Here is a 15496-nt window from a genome sequence, read left to right as displayed (position 1 = left end):
AGGACCCAATCATGGAACACACCGTAAAGGCCTTCGACGCCGATATCGGCCAGCTTCGCGGGCTCATCTCGCAGATGGGCGGGCTGGCCGAGGATGCGATCGCGCAGTCGATGAAGGCATTGCAGCGCCCCGATCCCGAGCTCGCCCGCAAGGTCCGCGCCGACGACAAGGCGATCGACGCGATCGAGGCCGAGGTCGAACGGCTGGTGGTGCGGATCATTGCGCTCCGCGCGCCGATGGCGGTCGACTTGCGCGAAGTCGTGGCCGCGCTGAAGATCGCCGCGGTGGTCGAGCGGATCGGCGATTACGCCAAGAACATCGCCAAGCGCGTGCCGCTGATCGAAAGCGAGCACCGGATCGAACCGATCTCCACCCTGCCCGCGATGGCATCGATCGCGAGCGCGATGGTTCGCAGCGCGCTCGACGCCTTCGCCGCGCGCGATCCGGAGGCGGCGGTGCGGGTATGCGAAAGCGACGCCGCGCTCGATGATTTCTACGACAGCATCTTCCGCACCCTGGTCACCTACATGGTCGAGAATCCGCGCACGATCAGCCAGGTCGCGCACTTGCTGTTCGTCGCCAAGAACCTCGAACGGATCGGCGACCACGCCACCAACGTCGCCGAGATGGTCTATTTCGCGGCGACCGGAACCCAGATGGCCGACCGCGACCGCGGCGGCAACGACCACCGGGAGTAACGATCATGGCCCGTGCCCGCATGCTTCTCGTCGAAGACGACGCCGCCCTCGCGGAACTGCTCACCTATCATTTCAAGCGCGAGGATTTCGAGATCGTGCAGACCCCCGATGGCGAGGAGGCCCTGCTGCTCGCCAAGGAGAATGCGCCCGACATCGTGCTGCTCGACTGGATGGTCGAGGGGCTGTCGGGAATCGAGGTCTGCCGCCGGCTGCGGCGGATGACCGAGACCGCCAACGTGCCGATCATCATGCTCACCGCGCGCGGCGAGGAGGAGGATCGGGTCCGCGGGCTGGAGACCGGCGCCGACGACTATGTCACCAAGCCATTTTCCCCGCGTGAGCTGGTCGCGCGGGTCGGCGCGGTGCTGCGGCGGGTGCGCCCAGGTCTTGCCGGCGAGGCGCTGATCTATGCCGACATCGAGATGGACACCGTCGCGCACAAGGTCCGCCGCTCGGGCGAGGTCGTGCCGCTCGGACCGACCGAATTCCGGCTCCTGAAGCATTTCCTGGAACATCCCGGCTGGGTCTTCTCGCGCGAACGGCTCCTAGACGCCGTCTGGGGCCACGATAGCGACATCGAGAGCCGCACCGTCGACGTGCACATCCGCCGGCTGCGCAAGGCGATCAACATCGGCGACCGGCCGGACATGATCCGGACAGTGCGATCCGCGGGCTACGCGCTCGATTCGGGGGCATGACGTCACCGCTGGTTTGAATCGGCTGCGAAACGACGGAGCCATCCGGCGCGACGTGCGTTGGGCGGGGGCGCAGACGCTTTCGCGCAAGAGATTTAGGAGACTGGCATGAAGTTCATCCTGCTTGCCGCAGCAGCCGTTATCGCGGTCCCGGCGATCGCCCAGACGACGCCTGCGGACCCCGCCGTGCAGACCGCCCCGGCCGGGCAGACTGCACCGACCACGGCCGATCCCGCCGCCGATCCGGCGCAGGCTGCACCGCCCGCAGACGCAGCCGCCCCGGCCCCCGCTGCGGATGCAGCGCCGGCCCCCGACGCGGCACAGGCGACCGATCCGGCGATGACCGCACCCGCTGCATCGACCGCACCCGCGGCGGCCGACGCTAACGCGCCGACCCCCGCGGGCGGCTACGCCCCCTCGGGCTCGGCGATCACCGGCACTGCGCAGGCGGGCGTGACCCCGACGTTCCGCCCCGCGCCGACCCCGGCAGAGGCGTATCCGGCGCCGGCGCCGCTGGCCAAGTACCCGGTGTGCAAAAAGGGTCAGTACGACAAGTGCATGCAGCGCGGCGGCCGCTGAAGCACATCACGGGCGGCGGTTGCACGCCGCCCGTTAGCGACTAGGAAAGGCGCTCCCTCTTCGCGTGAAGGAGCGCCTTTTCCTATGCCCAACCATTCCGACGCCATCAGCTTCGAGGGGCGCGTCGCCATCGTCACCGGCGCCGGCGGTGGCCTCGGCCGAGGCTATGCGCTCGAACTCGCACGCCGCGGCGCCAAGGTGGTCGTCAATGATCTCGGCGGCGCACGCGATGGCACCGGCCATTCCGACGCCGCGCTTAAGGTCGTCGAGGAGATCGAGGCGGCGGGCGGCACCGCGATGTCGAATGGCGGCAACGTCGCCGAGTACGACCAGATGGCGGAGATGGTGGCCAGGGCCAAGGAGGCCTGGGGCGGCGTCCACGTCCTGATCAACAATGCGGGCGTGTTGCGCGACAAGAGCTTCGCCAAGATGACGTCAGAGGATTTCGCCTTCGTCGTCCAGGTCCACCTGATCGGCTCCGCCAACGCCACCAAAGCGTGCTGGGAAACGATGCGCGAGCAGAATTACGGCCGCATCCTGATGACCGCGTCGTCGACCGGCCTGTTCGGCAATTTCGGCCAGGCGAACTACGGCGCCGCCAAGCTCGCGCTCGCGGGGCTGACCAAGACGCTCTACCTCGAAGGCGCGAAGAACAACATCAAGGTCAACACCCTGGCTCCCGTTGCCGGCACCCGGATGACCGAGGACCTGTTCCCCGCCGAGGCGTTCGCCGCCTTCGCCCCCGAAAAGGTGATGCCCGCAGCGCTGTTCCTGGTGTCGGAGGACGCACCCACCAACGCGATCGTGGGCGCCGGCGCGGGCGTGTTCCAGGCGTCCTACGTCACGCTGACCCAGGGCACGCTGCTGACCGGCGACGACCTGTCCCCCGAAGGCGTCGCCGCCCACTGGGCCCAGATCACCGACCGCACCGGCGAGATCGTCCCGCAATCGGGTGCGGAACAGGGCATGTTGATCGGCAAGCTGCTAATGGGCGGATGAGGCGGGAAGGAAAGCTCCACGCTTACCTCCCCCTCCGTCAGCCTGACCGCTGCCACCGCCCCCTTGCGGGGCAGCGGGATCGCATATGGGAAATCGTTGCTGGGGCAGGCGGCGTTCGCGTCACCAACCCCATTTCTTTCGTCACTCCGGACTCGTTCCGGGGTCCACGGTGCCGCAAATCAGCGGCTTGTGAGTGTGCGGAACGGTAGACTCCGGAACAAGTCCGGAGTGACGGAAGGAACTGCTATTCAAATGCGATAGCCCTGCCCTTGCGGGGGAGTATCTAATTCCTCCCTCGATTCGGCGGGGGAGGGGGACCGCGGCCGCAAGCCGTGTTGGAGGGGGCGCCGCCGCGAACGCGAGGCTAGGTGTTAAAGGCTCCTAGTCCTCCACCACCTTCATCAACCGCCGCTCCACTGGGGCTAGCACCGGCCCGAGCTCATGCCCACGCTTCAGCACCGCGCCCTGTTCGCCGATCAGCGCCCACATTCCCTGCTTGTTGCGCAGCGCCGGGCGCTTCTCGATCCGGAACTCGGGCCGCTCCGCCGCGCGCCGGAACGCCGCGAACACCGCGGCGTCGCGCCCCAGGTCGATCGCATAGTCGCGCCAATGCCCCGCCGCGACCATCCGGCCGTACAGGTCGAGGATGCGGGTGAGCTCGGCGCGGTCGAACCCGGTCTGGCTGGGCTTGCCGGCGGCGGCGGCGGGAAACGGTGTGACGGTTCCCATCAGGCCCGATCACGCTCCCGATCCCCGTCCGCAGCGTTCTCGGCAAGCAGCGCGTCGAGCCGTTTGCGCATGGTCTCGAGCTCGCAGCGCATCAGCTCCATCTTCTGGGTAGCCGGATCGAACATCTCGCTGCACGACGTCCCATAGGGCAGGAACCGGGACGGCGCCGCGGTGCCCTCGACCATCGTCGCGCGCGCCGGGATCCCGACCATCACCGCGCCCTCGGGCACGTCCTTGGTGACGACCGCATTCGCCCCGACCCGCGAGCGGGGACCCACGAAGATCGGCCCGAGCACCTGCGCGCCCGACCCGATGATTACGCCGTCCGCCAGCGTCGGATGGCGCTTGCCCGCGATGCCGTTGTCGGGGCTGGTGCCGCCCAGCGTCACGCACTGGTAGATGGTAACGTCGTTGCCGATCTCGGCGGTCTCGCCGATCACCACGAAGCCATGGTCGATGAAGAAATTGCGCCCGATCGTCGCACCCGGATGGATGTCGATCGCGGTCAGCATTCGTGACAGGTGGTTGACCAGCCGCGCGAGGAAGAACAGCCGCGACTTGTAGAGCCGGTGCGCGACCCGGTGCCACGCCAGCGCCCAGACGCCGGGATAGGTCAGCACCTCGAGCCGCGAATGCGGGGCCGGATCACGCGCGCGGATCGAATCGAGATAGGCAGTCAGACCAGTCGCCATCGGCGTTCCCCTACGCGCAGGCGCGAAATCTAGGCGCTCGCCGGCAGGATTACTAGAAGCAGGCGTCGCCGAGGCACGAACGGGTAAAGTCTATCTTTGTTGTCGGATTTGCCTGCGTGCGGCACATCGGCCGCGTTACCGGGAGAGCGACTTGGACGCGCTGAGCAATTTTGACCTTACCGCCCTGTTGCCGTTCATCGCGGTCGGTTTCCTCGCGCAGGTCGTCGACGGCGCGCTGGGCATGGCGTTCGGGGTGATCTCGAACACCATGCTGCTGTGGATCGGCGTGCCCCCCGCCGCCGCGTCCGCCGGTGTCCATACCGTCGAGACCTTCACCACCGCGGTATCGGGGATCAGCCACGCGCTCCACCGCAACGTCAACTGGACGCTGTTCCTGCGGCTGATGATCCCCGGCGTGATCGGCGGCATCTGCGGCGCATACCTCTTGTCGAACATCGACGCCGCGATCGCGAAGCCGTTCATCCTCGCCTATCTCGCCGGGATCGGCGTCTACCTGCTGTGGCGATCCTTTCGCTATCCGCCGACGATGCGCGAACCGAAGATCGTCGAGCCGCTCGGGCTGATCGGCGGCTTCCTCGATGCCGCGGGCGGCGGCGGCTGGGGGCCGGTCGTGACCTCCAATCTGCTCGTCCAGGGCGCCTCGCCGCGAACCACGATCGGCACCGTCAACACCGCCGAGTTCTTCCTGACCCTGACCATCTCGATCACCTTCATCACCCAGCTCGGCTGGGCGGCGTTCACGATGGCGACGGTCGGCCTGCTGATCGGCGGCGTGGTCGCCGCTCCGGTGGGGGCGATCCTCGCCAAGCGGATCGCGCCCAAGCGGCTGATGTTCATGGTCGGCGTGATCCTGACGATCACCAGCCTGTTCGGGCTGTGGAACGCGGTGATGCGCTAGGGCGCCTGCCTGTCGATGCTGCGCCAACGCAACTATCGGGCACGTCGCGCCGTATCTGCACACGCTAGGCGCGAAGACGCCGGCGACCAATGGAGATCTGCGATGATGTCGACCAAGCACGTTCTTGCCCTGACCACCGCCATGGCGCTCGCCGCCTGCTCGACGATGGGCACCAAGGAAACCGCGACTTCGGCCCCCGCCGCCGACAGCAGCATGCCCGCCGCGCCTGCGGATGCGACCACCAACACCGCGTCTGCCAGCGGCAACCCCACCGTCGGCGGCGCTGCGATGCTGTCCACCAAGACGATCGTCGAAAACGCGTCGGCCGCGCCGAACCTGACCACGCTGGTCGCCGCGGTGAAGGCGGCCGGCCTCGTCGAGACGCTGTCCGGCCCCGGCCCGTTTACGGTGTTCGCCCCGACCAACGACGCCTTCAGCCGCCTGGCGCCGGGCACCGTCGAGAACCTGCTGAAGCCCGAGAACAAGGCGTCGCTGGTGAAGGTCCTCACCTACCACGTCGTCGCCGGCAACGTCTCCGCCGCGCAGCTGATCGAGCAGATCAAGGCCGGCAACGGCACCGCGACGCTCACCACCGTGGCCGGCCAGCCGCTCACCGCGACGATGACCGGCAACGTCGTCACGCTGACCAGCGCGACCGGCAACAAGAGCTATGTGGAAGTCGCCGACGTCCGCCAGTCGAACGGTGTCGTCCATGTCGTCAACGGCGTGCTGGTGCCGACGCTCTGAGGTGGTGGGGGGCGTCGCTTGGCGCTCCCCCAAGTCGCTCGTGCCCCACGATGGCGGAGCCTCAGTACTGGGCTACCGCCGTCGTGGGGATGCAATCGGCAGAGCGCCCGCTACGTCACTCCCACCGGGCCGCCGCCGCCACGTCGCCCTCCCGCGCCTCGACCCACGTCGCGCGGTCGCTGCGGGTTTCGCGTTTCCAGAACGGCGCATCGGTCTTCAGCCGGTCGATCAGATAAGCACAGGCCTCCAGCGCCGCGCCGCGGTGTTCGGCGACCGCGGCGACGAACACGATTCGCTCGCCCGGGCGCATCGGCCCGACGCGGTGGACGATCGTCGCACCGGCGAGAGACCAGCGCGACACCGCGCCCTCGCCGACCGTGCGCAGCGCCGCCTCGGTGGCGCCGGGATAATGTTCGAGTTCCAGCGTCGCGACGCCGTCGTCGCCCCGCACGATCCCCGTGAAGGTCGCGACCGCCCCCGCCCCCGCCTGCTCGGCCGCGGCAACCTCCGCCGCCAGGTCGATCGGCGCGGTCTGCACCACGATCCGGATCATCCGCCGGTCACCGGGGGGAAGATCGCGATCTCGCGCGCGCCCGCGATCGGCGCGTCCATCCCGACGAAGCTCTGGTCGACCGCCGCGCGCAGCCGCGTCCGATCCGCGAACGCCGTCGCATGCGCTTCGTCCCGAGCAGCGAGCCAATCGACCAGCCCGCCGACGTCGCCGATCGTCACGGGCGGATCGATCGTCTCTTCACCGACGCCGATCCGCTCCCGGACCCACGCGAAATACAGCATCCGTATCGCCATGATCAGTCCATATGCTGCACGCCGGCGCGCAGGTAATCCCAACCCGTCAGCGCCGTCAGCACCGCGGCGCCCCACAGGCAGACGAGCCCGACCAGCTTGATCCACACCAGCACCGGCAACGCCCCGGCAAGGATCAGCGCGCCGAACGCCACCAGCTGCAACGCGGTCTTCCACTTGGCCAGCTTCGACACCGGCAGCGACACCTGCAACCCAGCCAGGAACTCGCGCAGCCCCGATACCGCGATCTCGCGCAGCAGGATGATCAGCGCCGCGATGACGTGAACGCCGGTGATCGACGCGGTGTCGTCGTGGCGCGCCGAGACCAGCATCAGGATCACCGCCGCGATCATGATCTTGTCCGCGATCGGATCGAGAAACACGCCCAGCTTCGATACCGTGCCCTGCGCGCGCGCCAGATAGCCGTCGAAATAATCGGTGATGCCCATCAGGCAGTAAAGCGCGAACGCGATCCCGAACCCCACCTCCCAATGCGGCCACCACAGCAGGCCGACCAGCAGCGGCACCGCGACGATGCGCGACAGGGTCAGCAGATTGGGAAGCGTCCACATCGTCCCCCCTTACCCGCCCGCCGTGCCGGCGGGAACCGCTTTTGGCCGCCAGGTCGCCGCCCGCTTTTGGACATTGGTTCACCACCCAAGCTCGGCTATGCCGTGGCCCAATCCTGCCACGACCAAGGCCGTTTCCCGTCATGATCAACGCCTTAGGGTTGCTGAAGCAACGCCGCTTCCTGCCCTTGTTCACCACGCAATTCTTCGGCGCGTTCAACGATAATCTCTTCAAGACCTCGATGGTGCTGTTCGCGACTTACGAAATCTTCAACGATCCGAAGGTCGAAGCCAATTTCAACGCGCTGGCGACGGGCATCGCGATCCTGCCCTTCTTCCTGCTCTCCGCGCTCGCGGGGCAACTCGCCGACAGCCACGACAAGGCGCGCATCATCCGTATCGTCAAGACCGCGGAGATCGCGATCATGCTGCTCGGCGCCGCCGGGCTTATGGCGGCGAAGTCGGGACACACCAACCTCGGCCTCGCGCTGATGCTCGGCGCGGTGCTGCTGCTCGGCACCCATTCGACCTTCTTCGGACCGATCAAATACGCGATTTTGCCGCAGCATCTGCCCGCCGGCGACGTGCTCGGCGGCACCGGGCTGGTCGAGGCGGGCACCTATCTGGCGATCCTGATGGGCACCGTCGTCGCCGGCTGGGTCTCGATCGAGATCGCGGCGGGGCTGGTGATCCTAATCGCGGTGATCGGCTGGTTCATCGGCCGAATGGTGCCCCTCGCCCCGCGCGAAGGCCCGCGACTGAAGATCAACTACAACCCCTTCACCGCATCTTGGCGGCTGATCGGCGCGACCATGCACATCCCGCGGCTGTTCCTCGCGATTTGCGCGATCAGCTTCTTCTGGACGATCGGCGCGATGCTGATCATCGTCTTCCCGCCGCTGGTAAAAAACGTGCTGAGCGCCGACGAACGCGTCGCCAGCCTCGCGATCGCGGTGTTCTCGGTCGGGGTGGCGATCGGATCGGTGGTGATCAACACGATGCTGAAAGGCCGCATCTCCGCGCGATATTCGCCGGTGTCGGTGATCGCGATGGGCGGGTTCATCGTGCTCTTCTCGGTACTGGCACGGGCGTGGACCCCGGCGCCGGCGGGCACCTATTACGGGCTGGTACAGTTCATGTCCCAGCCCGGCGCGGTGCCGATCATCCTCACCCTCGCCGCGATCGCGATCACCGGCGGAATGTTCGTGGTGCCGCTCTACGCCTTCCTGACGACGACGGTCGAAAAGGACCAGACCGCGCGCACCGTGGCGGCGAACAACGTCGTCAATTCGGGCGCGATGACGATCGGATCGATCGCGGTGATCGGCATCGGTTCGCTGGGCGTCACGCCCGAGAACATGCTGCTGGTGGTCGCGGCGATGTGCCTGGTGTCGGCCTGGATCGCCCAGCGCCTCCACCTCGCGTGCGACTGATCAGGCGATCAGCGTGTAGAAGCAAGTGAAGAACGCGGCGAAGCTCAACAGGAACAGCTTCCAGTCGCCGTCGTCGTCGCGCCGGCCGCGCGCGGTGGCGGGTGGCGGCAGCGACGCACGAAACGGATGGCGGGCAGCTTCGTTGGAGAGGACAAGGCGTCTGGTCATGGCAAGATGTTAACGCCGCGTTTACGAAATCGACCAGCGTTAATGATGGTTAAGATCGTCCTGTCCGAAGATGGGACGATCGTGGACGACACCTTCACAGGGGCACCAGGACATGAGCGTGGCATTTCGCCGGGAGAGCGACGAGGAGCATAAGGAGCCGCGCTTCGAACTGCCGATCCCCGCCGGCCCCAATCTCGTCACCGATCGCGGGCTGGCGCTGGTTGGGGAGCGCATCGCAGCGCTGGAGACGGCGCGCGACGCCGCCGAGGGCAAGGATCGCGACCGCATCACCCGTGACCTGCGCTACTGGCAGACCCGCCACGCGACCGCACAGCTCACCCCCGCGCCGACCGACGGCAGCGCCGGCTTCGGATCGGTCGTCGACATCCTACTCGCCGGCAAGCCGCGGACGATCGCGATCGTCGGCGACGACGAAGCCGATCCGAAGGCCGATCGCCTCGCGTTCTCCGCCCCGCTGGCGCGGGCGCTGATCGGCGCGGAGGCGGGCGAGACCGTCGCCTTCGCGGGTCGCGAGGATGCGGTGACGGTGGTCGCGGTTCGCTAGCCGGCATGCGCCACCGCCGCCGCCCGGCCGAGTTCCATCGCTACACGCTGCGGCGGCGGGACCGCACCCCCGCCTGGCTGGACCTGTCGTGGCGGATCATCCTCGCCTTTGCGCTGATCGGCATTGCGCTGATCGTCCATTGGTTCGACCGCGACGGGCTGCGCCAGGCGAACGGCGCGCCGATCACCTTCGCCGACGTGCTCTACTTCACGATGATCACCGTCACGACGGTCGGCTATGGCGACATCGTGCCGGTGACCCAGCAGGCGCGGATGTTCGACACCTTCGTGGTCACCCCGATCCGCCTGTTCGTCTGGCTGATCTTCCTCGGCACCGCATATAATTTCCTGCTGAAGCGGGTTTGGGAGAAATGGCGCATGACCGTGATCCAGCGTAATCTCGACGGCCATGTCATCGTCGCCGGCTATGGCCTCAGCGGATCGGAAGCGGTCGGCGAGCTGATCAAGCGCGGCACCGATCCGAAGACCATCGTCGTCATCGACGAGGATGCCGCCGCGCTGCGTGCCGCGGAGGCGTGCGATGTCACCGTCATGGAAGGCAACGCGACCCGCAACGCGGCGCTGGAGGCGGCGCAGGTCGCCCGCGCGCGATCGATCATCGTTGCCGCGGGGCGCGACGACACCTCGATCCTGATCGTGCTCACCGCCCGCGGCCTCGCCCCCGACGTCCCGATCAGCGTCGTCATCCGGTCCGAGGACAACGAGCCGATCGCGCATCAGGCGGGCGCCAGCACCGTGATCAACCCCGCCAGCTTCGCCGGGCTGCTCCTCGCCGGCTCGACCCAGGGGGCGCACATCGCCGAATACATGGCCGATCTCGCCGCCGCGGGTGGCGACGTCGCGCTACGCGAACGCCGCGTCACCGCTGACGAGATAGGCCGGCCGCTCGCGCAGATCGGAACCGGCCTCGGCCACCGCATCTACCGCGGCGATCGCAGCTACGGCTTCTGGGAGATCGAGGCCGGCAAGCTGGAGAGCGGCGACCTGATCGTCGAGGTCGTGCCGCGCCGCTGACCGGCCACGGACGTTCAGTCCTCGAAGCCCACGAACACCGCCGCTTCCGCGACCGGCTTGCGCTCGGAGACCACCGCGTTCGCGGGAAAGTCGTGATCGGGCCAGCCCAGCGCGATACTCTTCATGATCACCTGATCGTCGGGAATGCCCGCATGCTCGCGCACCACCGGCGACTGCATGATCCCCTGGCTGTTGATCACCGCGCCCAGCCCGCGCGACCAGGCGGCGTTGACCAGCGTGGTCGCAGCCGCGCCGCAATCGAACGGCGTGTCGTCGCTGCCGTCGAGCACCCGGTCGTAGGTGATGATCACGCACACCGGCGCATCGAACTGCCGGAACCCGCGCAGCACCCAATCGTCGCGCCGCGCCTTATCCTCCCGGGCGATCCCCATCGCCGCGAACAGCTGCTTGGCCACCCCGATTTGCCGCTCACGATGGTGGCCGCCGAACGCCTCTCCGGTACGGAACTCGCGCGATTGCGGCACCCCGGCGATCATTCGCTCGGTGTTCCCGGCGCGAATCCGGTCGAGCGGCTCGCCGGTGAGGACGTAGAAGCTCCAGGGCTGGGTGTTCATCGACGAAGGCGACCGCATCGCCAGCCCGATGATCTCCTCGATCAACGCACGCGGGACCGGGTCGGGCTTGTAGCCGCGGATACTCCTGCGGCCGAGGATCACGTCGTCGAATGTCATCCCGGCCATCGCGCGCCCCTCGAATCACAAGCTCGCGACACCCGTGGCCGCAAGGCGCGGCGGGAGCAAGTCGCGGAAGCAGATGCGTCGGACGCAAACCCGAAGGTCTGGTCGGGACAGATTATATCGGGAAAGTCACGGGATGGTGGAGCCGAGGGGGATCGAACCCCTGACCTCTGCAATGCCATTGCAGCGCTCTCCCAGCTGAGCTACGGCCCCCAACCTTCCCGGGAAGGCGCGTCCCCTAGCGAGGCGCGCCGGGCTTGGCAAGCGGCGCGAACGCCGCCTGCGCAGAACCCTGGATTAGAACGAACCCTGGATCGGAACGAACCCCGGATCAGAACGATCTCAGTGCTCGTCCTCGTCGTTCGACGTTTCGACACCCAGGTCGTCGTCGCCGCCCAGATCGACCTCGTCGTCCGCCGACGGCTCTTCGTCCTCGGCGGGAACCTGCAGATCCTCGTCCTCGCCTTCCAGATCGGCATCCGGCTCCTTGTCCGGCTTGGCGACCTCGAACGGCAGCGGCTGCTTGGATTTCAGGATCGGTTCGGGCTGCCATGCATAACCGCAGTTGATGCAGGCGACCGGGTCGTCCTTTTCGAGGTCATAGAAACGCGTCGCGCATTTCGGGCACGTACGCTTCGTGCCCCATTCCGGCTTGATCATGCCGTGTCGTGCCTTTCGGAATTGGGTTTCGACAGGATAGGGGAACCCCTGTCCTGCGAAGTGGGGCGCGCCTTGCCATAGCGCAAGCCGGCTGTCAAAGCCCCGCCGCAATGCCGCACCACACCCCCCGCCCCCTCGATCTCGCCCCGCGCGGCGCCCTTACCGGCCGGGTCACGGTGCCCGGCGACAAGTCGATCAGCCACCGCGCGCTGATGCTGTCGGCGCTCGCGGTCGGCGAAAGCCGGATCGAAGGATTGCTGGAGGGCGAGGACGTGCTCGCCACCGCCGCCGCAATGCGCGCGATGGGCGCGCGGATCGAACGCGGCGGCGACGCGGTGTGGCGGGTCTCCGGCGTCGGCGTCGGCGGGCTGCTCCAGCCCGCGACCGCGCTAGAGATGGGCAATTCGGGCACCTCGACGCGGCTGCTGATGGGGCTGGTCGCGTCGCACCCGATCACCGCGACCTTCACCGGCGACGCCTCGCTCTCCGGGCGCCCGATGGGCCGGGTGATCGAACCGCTCGCGCTGATGGGCGCAGATGTAAGCGCGAGCCCGGGCGGGCGACTGCCGCTGATGGTGCGCGGGATCTGCCCCGCGGTGCCGATCGCCTACACCCTCCCGGTCGCATCGGCGCAGGTGAAGTCCGCGGTGCTGCTCGCCGGCCTCAACACCCCCGGCGTCACCCGCGTGATCGAGCCGATCGCCACCCGCGACCATAGCGAGCGAATGCTGCGCGGCTTCGGCGCGACGCTGACCGTGGAGACCGCCGATAGAGGTCGCATCATCTCGCTGACCGGCGAGGCCGAGCTGAAGCCGCAGTCGATCACCGTCCCTGGCGACCCCTCCTCCGCCGCCTTCTGGCTGGTCGCCGCGTCGATCGTGCCCGGATCGGACATCGTCGTCGCCAATGTCGGGCTCAACCCGACCCGCACCGGGCTGATCGCCGCGCTCCGGATGATGGGCGCCGATATCGTCGAGCTCGACCCGCGGGAGGTCGGCGGCGAGCCCGTCGCCGATCTCCGCGTCCGCTACGCGCCGTTGACCGCGATCGAGGTGCCGCACGATCTCGCGCCGAGCATGATCGACGAATATCCGGTGCTGTTCGTCGCCGCCGCCTTCGCGAACGGCCGCACCTTGGCGCGTGGCGCGCACGAGCTGCGGGTCAAGGAATCGGATCGCATCGCGGCGATGCACGCGGCGCTGACCGCCTGCGGCGTCGCTTGCGAGGAATATGAGGACGGCATGGCGATCACCGGCACCGGCGGCGACGCCATTCCCGGCGGCGCCCGGATCGCCTCGAAGCTCGATCACCGCATCGCGATGAGCCTGAGCGTCGCCGGGCTCCATGCGCGCGCGCCGGTCACGATCGACGATATAGGGCCCGTGGCGACCAGTTATCCGGCGTTCTACCGGTCGCTGGACGCGTTAACGACCGGAGTGGAAGCGTAACGTGATCATCGCAGTCGACGGCCCCGCGGCGAGCGGCAAGGGCACCATCGCCCGGGCGCTCGCGCGCCATTACCAGTTGCCGCATCTCGATACCGGGCTGCTGTACCGCGCGGTCGCCGCCACGGTGCAGCGCATGGAGCTCGATCCGTCGAAGGAGGCTGACGCAGTTGCCGCGTGCGGTTTCGACGACCTGCTGCTCGCCGATCCGTCGTTGCGCGACGATGAGACCGGACAGCTCGCCTCGATTGTGTCGGCGCACCCATTGGTCCGCGCGGCGCTGATCCACCGGCAGAAGCGCTTCGCCAACCAACCCGGCGGCGCGGTGCTCGACGGGCGCGACATCGGCACCGTGATCGCGCCGAAGGCCGATGCGAAGCTGTTCGTGAAGGCGACCCCGCAGATCCGCGCGCGGCGGCGGCACACCGAGCTGCACGCGCATGGCTCGACACTGAGCTTCGACAAGGTCCTGGCCGACATCCGCGCCCGCGACGCCCGCGACAGCGGCCGGTCGACCGCACCGCTGGTCATGGCACCCGATGCGGCACTGCTCGACACCAGTTTCCTGTCGATCGAGGCGTCGGTGCAGCGCGCGGTGGCGCTGGTCGAGGACCGGATCCGGCAGAAACCGGCCGCGGGTTGACGCAGCGACGCTTCGACCCCGCGCTTCCCCGTCCGTGACCACGACGAGCCCCGCCGAACCCGACGGCGCGCCCCGCATCGCGGTGCTCGATATCCTGCGCGGGCTCGCGATCCTCGGCATCCTATTCATGAACGTCGCCGACATGGGCGGATCGATCGTCGCCGCGTCGTTCGACGTCCGCCATCTCGGCTGGTCGTGGGCGGATCGCGTCGCCTGGTGGTTGCGCGAAGTGCTGGTCGGCGGCACCGCGCGGGCGATGCTCGAGCTGCTGTTCGGCGCCGGCATGGTGATCCTCACCGATCGCGCCGACCGGCTGATGGACGATCGCGCGGTGCGCCGAAGCTATGGGTCGCGCAACCTCGTGCTGTTCGCGTTCGGCTTGATCCATGTCTTCGTGTTGCTGTGGCCGGGCGACATCCTCCACACCTATGCGATCGCGGCGACGATCGCGGTGCTGTTCCGCCGCCAAACCGCTCGCGCGCTGATAGCAATCGGCTTCGCCTGCGCGCTGTGGCAGCTGACGATATCGGGCATCGCCTATCAACAATCGCAAGCCGAACGCGCCGAAGCAGCGCTGGTCGCGACGAAGCGCGACGCCGGAACCGCCCTCACCCCGGCCGATCGCCGCATCGCCGCTCTCGCCATCGAACGGCAACGTGCCGCCGCCGTCGTCCGCGCAGACACCCGCGCCGAGATCGCCCGCGAAGACGAGGCGCGGACCGGGAGCGTCGCCACCTGGGCCCGCGCGGCGTGGCGGTACTTCGTCGACCTCCAGCGTGACGGCATCGAGGCGCTGTTCGTCTGGCAGTCCGCCAGCGTGATGCTGATCGGCGCCGCGCTGTTCAAGCTCGGCATCCTGCAAGGTGGCCGATCCCGCCGCTGGTATGTGGCCGCGATGATGGCGGGCTATGCACTGGGGCTTGCCTTGCGCATCGTCGGCGCCGCCGAGACCATCGCCCCCGACGATGCGCCGCGGACGATCTGGGCGACCTACGAGATCGCGCGGCTCGCGACCGCGCTCGGCCACCTCGCGCTGGTCAATCTGCTGGTCTCCACCGCCACCGGCGCTCGCCTGCTGCGGCCGTTCGCCGCCGCGGGTCGTGCCGCGCTCACCATCTACATCGCGCAGACGCTGATCTGCCTGTGGATCCTGTTCCCGCCCTTCGCGCTCGGCTGGTACGGCCGACTCGGCTGGGCGCAGCTGATGCTGGTCGCATTCGCGGTCGATCTCCTGCTGTTGCTCGCCGCGATCGTCTGGTTCCGCCGCTTTGCGATCGCGCCGATCGAGTGGGCGTGGCGCTCGTTGGTCGAGACCCGCCCGCTACCCTGGCGATAAGCGGCGCAACCACCCGCGCCATCTTGCTTTATCGCACGCTCCGGCGTATGCGCCGCCGGTCCGACGGGCCGGTGCCCGCGGAG

20 protein-coding genes and 1 tRNA gene are annotated in these 15496 nt (G+C 68.2%); 12 read left to right on the top strand and 9 right to left on the bottom strand.

Features of this window, described 5'->3' with window-relative positions:
- Window positions 1–8 precede the first annotated feature (8 nt).
- The 4 genes from phoU to ACT009_RS16450 all read left to right on the top strand — a co-directional run bounded on the left by phoU (window position 9) and on the right by ACT009_RS16450 (window position 2971).
- The gene (gene phoU, locus ACT009_RS16465) at window positions 9–698 is read left to right on the top strand and encodes a phosphate signaling complex protein PhoU (RefSeq protein ID WP_445194128.1); all 690 of its coding nucleotides are present in this window, start codon (window positions 9–11) and stop codon (window positions 696–698) included.
- Between the two features lie 5 nt (window positions 699–703).
- On the top strand, window positions 704–1396 hold the full coding sequence (phoB, locus tag ACT009_RS16460; RefSeq protein ID WP_445192128.1) for a phosphate regulon transcriptional regulator PhoB: 693 nt from the start codon (window positions 704–706) through the stop codon (window positions 1394–1396).
- 105 nt (window positions 1397–1501) lie between these two features.
- Window positions 1502–1972, top strand: a complete 471-nt coding sequence (locus tag ACT009_RS16455; RefSeq protein WP_445192127.1) for a hypothetical protein — start codon at window positions 1502–1504, stop codon at window positions 1970–1972.
- Window positions 1973–2056: 84 nt separating this feature from the next.
- Window positions 2057–2971: an SDR family NAD(P)-dependent oxidoreductase gene (locus tag ACT009_RS16450; RefSeq protein WP_445192126.1), complete on the top strand. Its 915-nt coding sequence runs from the start codon at window positions 2057–2059 to the stop codon at window positions 2969–2971.
- Between the two features lie 381 nt (window positions 2972–3352).
- Here ACT009_RS16450 and ACT009_RS16445 read toward each other — a convergent pair whose 3' ends face one another.
- Both ACT009_RS16445 and epsC read right to left on the bottom strand, forming a co-directional pair.
- Window positions 3353–3700, bottom strand: a complete 348-nt coding sequence (locus ACT009_RS16445) for a DUF2794 domain-containing protein (protein ID WP_445192125.1) — start codon at window positions 3698–3700, stop codon at window positions 3353–3355.
- Window positions 3700–4392: a serine O-acetyltransferase EpsC gene (gene epsC, locus ACT009_RS16440; protein ID WP_445192124.1), complete on the bottom strand. Its 693-nt coding sequence runs from the start codon at window positions 4390–4392 to the stop codon at window positions 3700–3702. Before epsC ends, ACT009_RS16445 begins: the two co-directional genes overlap by 1 nt.
- A 151-nt stretch (window positions 4393–4543) precedes the next feature.
- Here epsC and ACT009_RS16435 point away from each other — a divergent pair, with 151 nt between their 5' ends.
- Complete coding sequence (locus ACT009_RS16435) at window positions 4544–5311, top strand: sulfite exporter TauE/SafE family protein (protein WP_445192123.1); 768 nt, start codon at window positions 4544–4546, stop codon at window positions 5309–5311.
- 105 nt (window positions 5312–5416) lie between these two features.
- Entirely contained in the window at window positions 5417–6058 is a 642-nt protein-coding gene (locus ACT009_RS16430) for a fasciclin domain-containing protein (protein ID WP_445194127.1), read from the top strand.
- A gap of 115 nt (window positions 6059–6173) precedes the next feature.
- Here ACT009_RS16430 and ACT009_RS16425 read toward each other — a convergent pair whose 3' ends face one another.
- Genes ACT009_RS16425 through pgsA form a run of 3 tightly spaced genes read right to left on the bottom strand, consistent with a single transcriptional unit; the run spans window position 6174 to window position 7434 of the window.
- The gene (locus ACT009_RS16425) at window positions 6174–6611 is read right to left on the bottom strand and encodes a molybdenum cofactor biosynthesis protein MoaE (protein ID WP_445192122.1); all 438 of its coding nucleotides are present in this window, start codon (window positions 6609–6611) and stop codon (window positions 6174–6176) included.
- On the bottom strand, window positions 6608–6865 hold the full coding sequence (gene moaD / locus ACT009_RS16420; protein ID WP_445192121.1) for a molybdopterin converting factor subunit 1: 258 nt from the start codon (window positions 6863–6865) through the stop codon (window positions 6608–6610). Before moaD ends, ACT009_RS16425 begins: the two co-directional genes overlap by 4 nt.
- Before the next feature lie 2 nt (window positions 6866–6867).
- Window positions 6868–7434 (bottom strand): CDP-diacylglycerol--glycerol-3-phosphate 3-phosphatidyltransferase, encoded by a 567-nt coding sequence (gene pgsA / locus ACT009_RS16415; RefSeq protein WP_445192120.1) that lies wholly within the window; start codon window positions 7432–7434, stop codon window positions 6868–6870.
- Between the two features lie 140 nt (window positions 7435–7574).
- On the opposite strand from pgsA, the gene ACT009_RS16410 reads away from it, so the two are divergent.
- Window positions 7575–8864: an MFS transporter gene (locus ACT009_RS16410; RefSeq protein ID WP_445192119.1), complete on the top strand. Its 1290-nt coding sequence runs from the start codon at window positions 7575–7577 to the stop codon at window positions 8862–8864.
- Here the strand turns inward: ACT009_RS16410 and ACT009_RS16405 are convergent, their stop codons facing one another.
- Window positions 8865–9032 carry a hypothetical protein gene (locus ACT009_RS16405; RefSeq protein WP_445192118.1) on the bottom strand — a complete coding sequence of 56 codons (168 nt, stop codon included), beginning with the start codon at window positions 9030–9032 and terminating at the stop codon, window positions 8865–8867. It lies immediately after the preceding gene.
- Window positions 9033–9144: 112 nt separating this feature from the next.
- Here ACT009_RS16405 and ACT009_RS16400 point away from each other — a divergent pair, with 112 nt between their 5' ends.
- Together ACT009_RS16400 and ACT009_RS16395 are read left to right on the top strand one after the other, a co-directional pair.
- Window positions 9145–9597, top strand: a complete 453-nt coding sequence (locus tag ACT009_RS16400; protein WP_445192117.1) for a GreA/GreB family elongation factor — start codon at window positions 9145–9147, stop codon at window positions 9595–9597.
- Window positions 9598–9602: 5 nt separating this feature from the next.
- Window positions 9603–10631: an NAD-binding protein gene (locus ACT009_RS16395; protein WP_445192116.1), complete on the top strand. Its 1029-nt coding sequence runs from the start codon at window positions 9603–9605 to the stop codon at window positions 10629–10631.
- 14 nt (window positions 10632–10645) lie between these two features.
- On the opposite strand, the gene ACT009_RS16390 is transcribed toward ACT009_RS16395, so the two are convergent.
- The 3 genes from ACT009_RS16390 to ACT009_RS16380 all read right to left on the bottom strand — a co-directional run bounded on the left by ACT009_RS16390 (window position 10646) and on the right by ACT009_RS16380 (window position 11989).
- Window positions 10646–11323, bottom strand: coding sequence for a nitroreductase (locus ACT009_RS16390; RefSeq protein ID WP_445194126.1), 678 nt, complete (start codon window positions 11321–11323; stop codon window positions 10646–10648).
- A gap of 143 nt (window positions 11324–11466) precedes the next feature.
- Window positions 11467–11542 (bottom strand) — tRNA-Ala (locus ACT009_RS16385).
- Window positions 11543–11671: 129 nt separating this feature from the next.
- Complete coding sequence (locus ACT009_RS16380; RefSeq protein WP_445192115.1) at window positions 11672–11989, bottom strand: TIGR02300 family protein; 318 nt, start codon at window positions 11987–11989, stop codon at window positions 11672–11674.
- A gap of 110 nt (window positions 11990–12099) precedes the next feature.
- Between ACT009_RS16380 and aroA the strand changes: the two genes are divergently transcribed.
- From aroA to ACT009_RS16365, 3 genes are read left to right on the top strand one after another with little or no spacing between them, the layout of a single operon-like run.
- Window positions 12100–13437, top strand: coding sequence for a 3-phosphoshikimate 1-carboxyvinyltransferase (aroA, locus tag ACT009_RS16375; RefSeq protein ID WP_445192114.1), 1338 nt, complete (start codon window positions 12100–12102; stop codon window positions 13435–13437).
- A 1-nt stretch (window position 13438) separates the two neighbouring features.
- On the top strand, window positions 13439–14077 hold the full coding sequence (gene cmk, locus ACT009_RS16370) for a (d)CMP kinase (protein ID WP_445192113.1): 639 nt from the start codon (window positions 13439–13441) through the stop codon (window positions 14075–14077).
- A 34-nt stretch (window positions 14078–14111) separates the two neighbouring features.
- Window positions 14112–15413, top strand: a complete 1302-nt coding sequence (locus ACT009_RS16365; RefSeq protein WP_445192112.1) for a DUF418 domain-containing protein — start codon at window positions 14112–14114, stop codon at window positions 15411–15413.
- Window positions 15414–15496: the final 83 nt, after the last annotated feature.

The organism is Sphingomonas sp. Tas61C01 (assembly GCF_052567495.1).
This window is presented reverse-complemented; position numbering and strand designations above follow the sequence as displayed.

Excerpts from the sequence above, each read along its gene's own strand:
- phoB (WP_445192128.1), top strand. The coding sequence starts at position 704 with ATGGCCCGTGCCCGCATGCTTCTCGTCGAAGACGACGCCGCCCTCGCG.
- ACT009_RS16455 (WP_445192127.1), top strand. The coding sequence starts at position 1,502 with ATGAAGTTCATCCTGCTTGCCGCAGCAGCCGTTATCGCGGTCCCGGCG.
- ACT009_RS16450 (WP_445192126.1), top strand. The coding sequence starts at position 2,057 with ATGCCCAACCATTCCGACGCCATCAGCTTCGAGGGGCGCGTCGCCATC.
- ACT009_RS16445 (WP_445192125.1), bottom strand. The coding sequence starts at position 3,700 with ATGGGAACCGTCACACCGTTTCCCGCCGCCGCCGCCGGCAAGCCCAGC.
- epsC (WP_445192124.1), bottom strand. The coding sequence starts at position 4,392 with ATGGCGACTGGTCTGACTGCCTATCTCGATTCGATCCGCGCGCGTGAT.
- ACT009_RS16430 (WP_445194127.1), top strand. The coding sequence starts at position 5,417 with ATGTCGACCAAGCACGTTCTTGCCCTGACCACCGCCATGGCGCTCGCC.
- ACT009_RS16425 (WP_445192122.1), bottom strand. The coding sequence starts at position 6,611 with ATGATCCGGATCGTGGTGCAGACCGCGCCGATCGACCTGGCGGCGGAG.
- moaD (WP_445192121.1), bottom strand. The coding sequence starts at position 6,865 with ATGGCGATACGGATGCTGTATTTCGCGTGGGTCCGGGAGCGGATCGGC.
- pgsA (WP_445192120.1), bottom strand. The coding sequence starts at position 7,434 with ATGTGGACGCTTCCCAATCTGCTGACCCTGTCGCGCATCGTCGCGGTG.
- ACT009_RS16410 (WP_445192119.1), top strand. The coding sequence starts at position 7,575 with ATGATCAACGCCTTAGGGTTGCTGAAGCAACGCCGCTTCCTGCCCTTG.
- ACT009_RS16405 (WP_445192118.1), bottom strand. The coding sequence starts at position 9,032 with ATGACCAGACGCCTTGTCCTCTCCAACGAAGCTGCCCGCCATCCGTTT.
- ACT009_RS16400 (WP_445192117.1), top strand. The coding sequence starts at position 9,145 with ATGAGCGTGGCATTTCGCCGGGAGAGCGACGAGGAGCATAAGGAGCCG.
- ACT009_RS16395 (WP_445192116.1), top strand. The coding sequence starts at position 9,603 with ATGCGCCACCGCCGCCGCCCGGCCGAGTTCCATCGCTACACGCTGCGG.
- ACT009_RS16390 (WP_445194126.1), bottom strand. The coding sequence starts at position 11,323 with ATGACATTCGACGACGTGATCCTCGGCCGCAGGAGTATCCGCGGCTAC.
- ACT009_RS16380 (WP_445192115.1), bottom strand. The coding sequence starts at position 11,989 with ATGATCAAGCCGGAATGGGGCACGAAGCGTACGTGCCCGAAATGCGCG.
- aroA (WP_445192114.1), top strand. The coding sequence starts at position 12,100 with ATGCCGCACCACACCCCCCGCCCCCTCGATCTCGCCCCGCGCGGCGCC.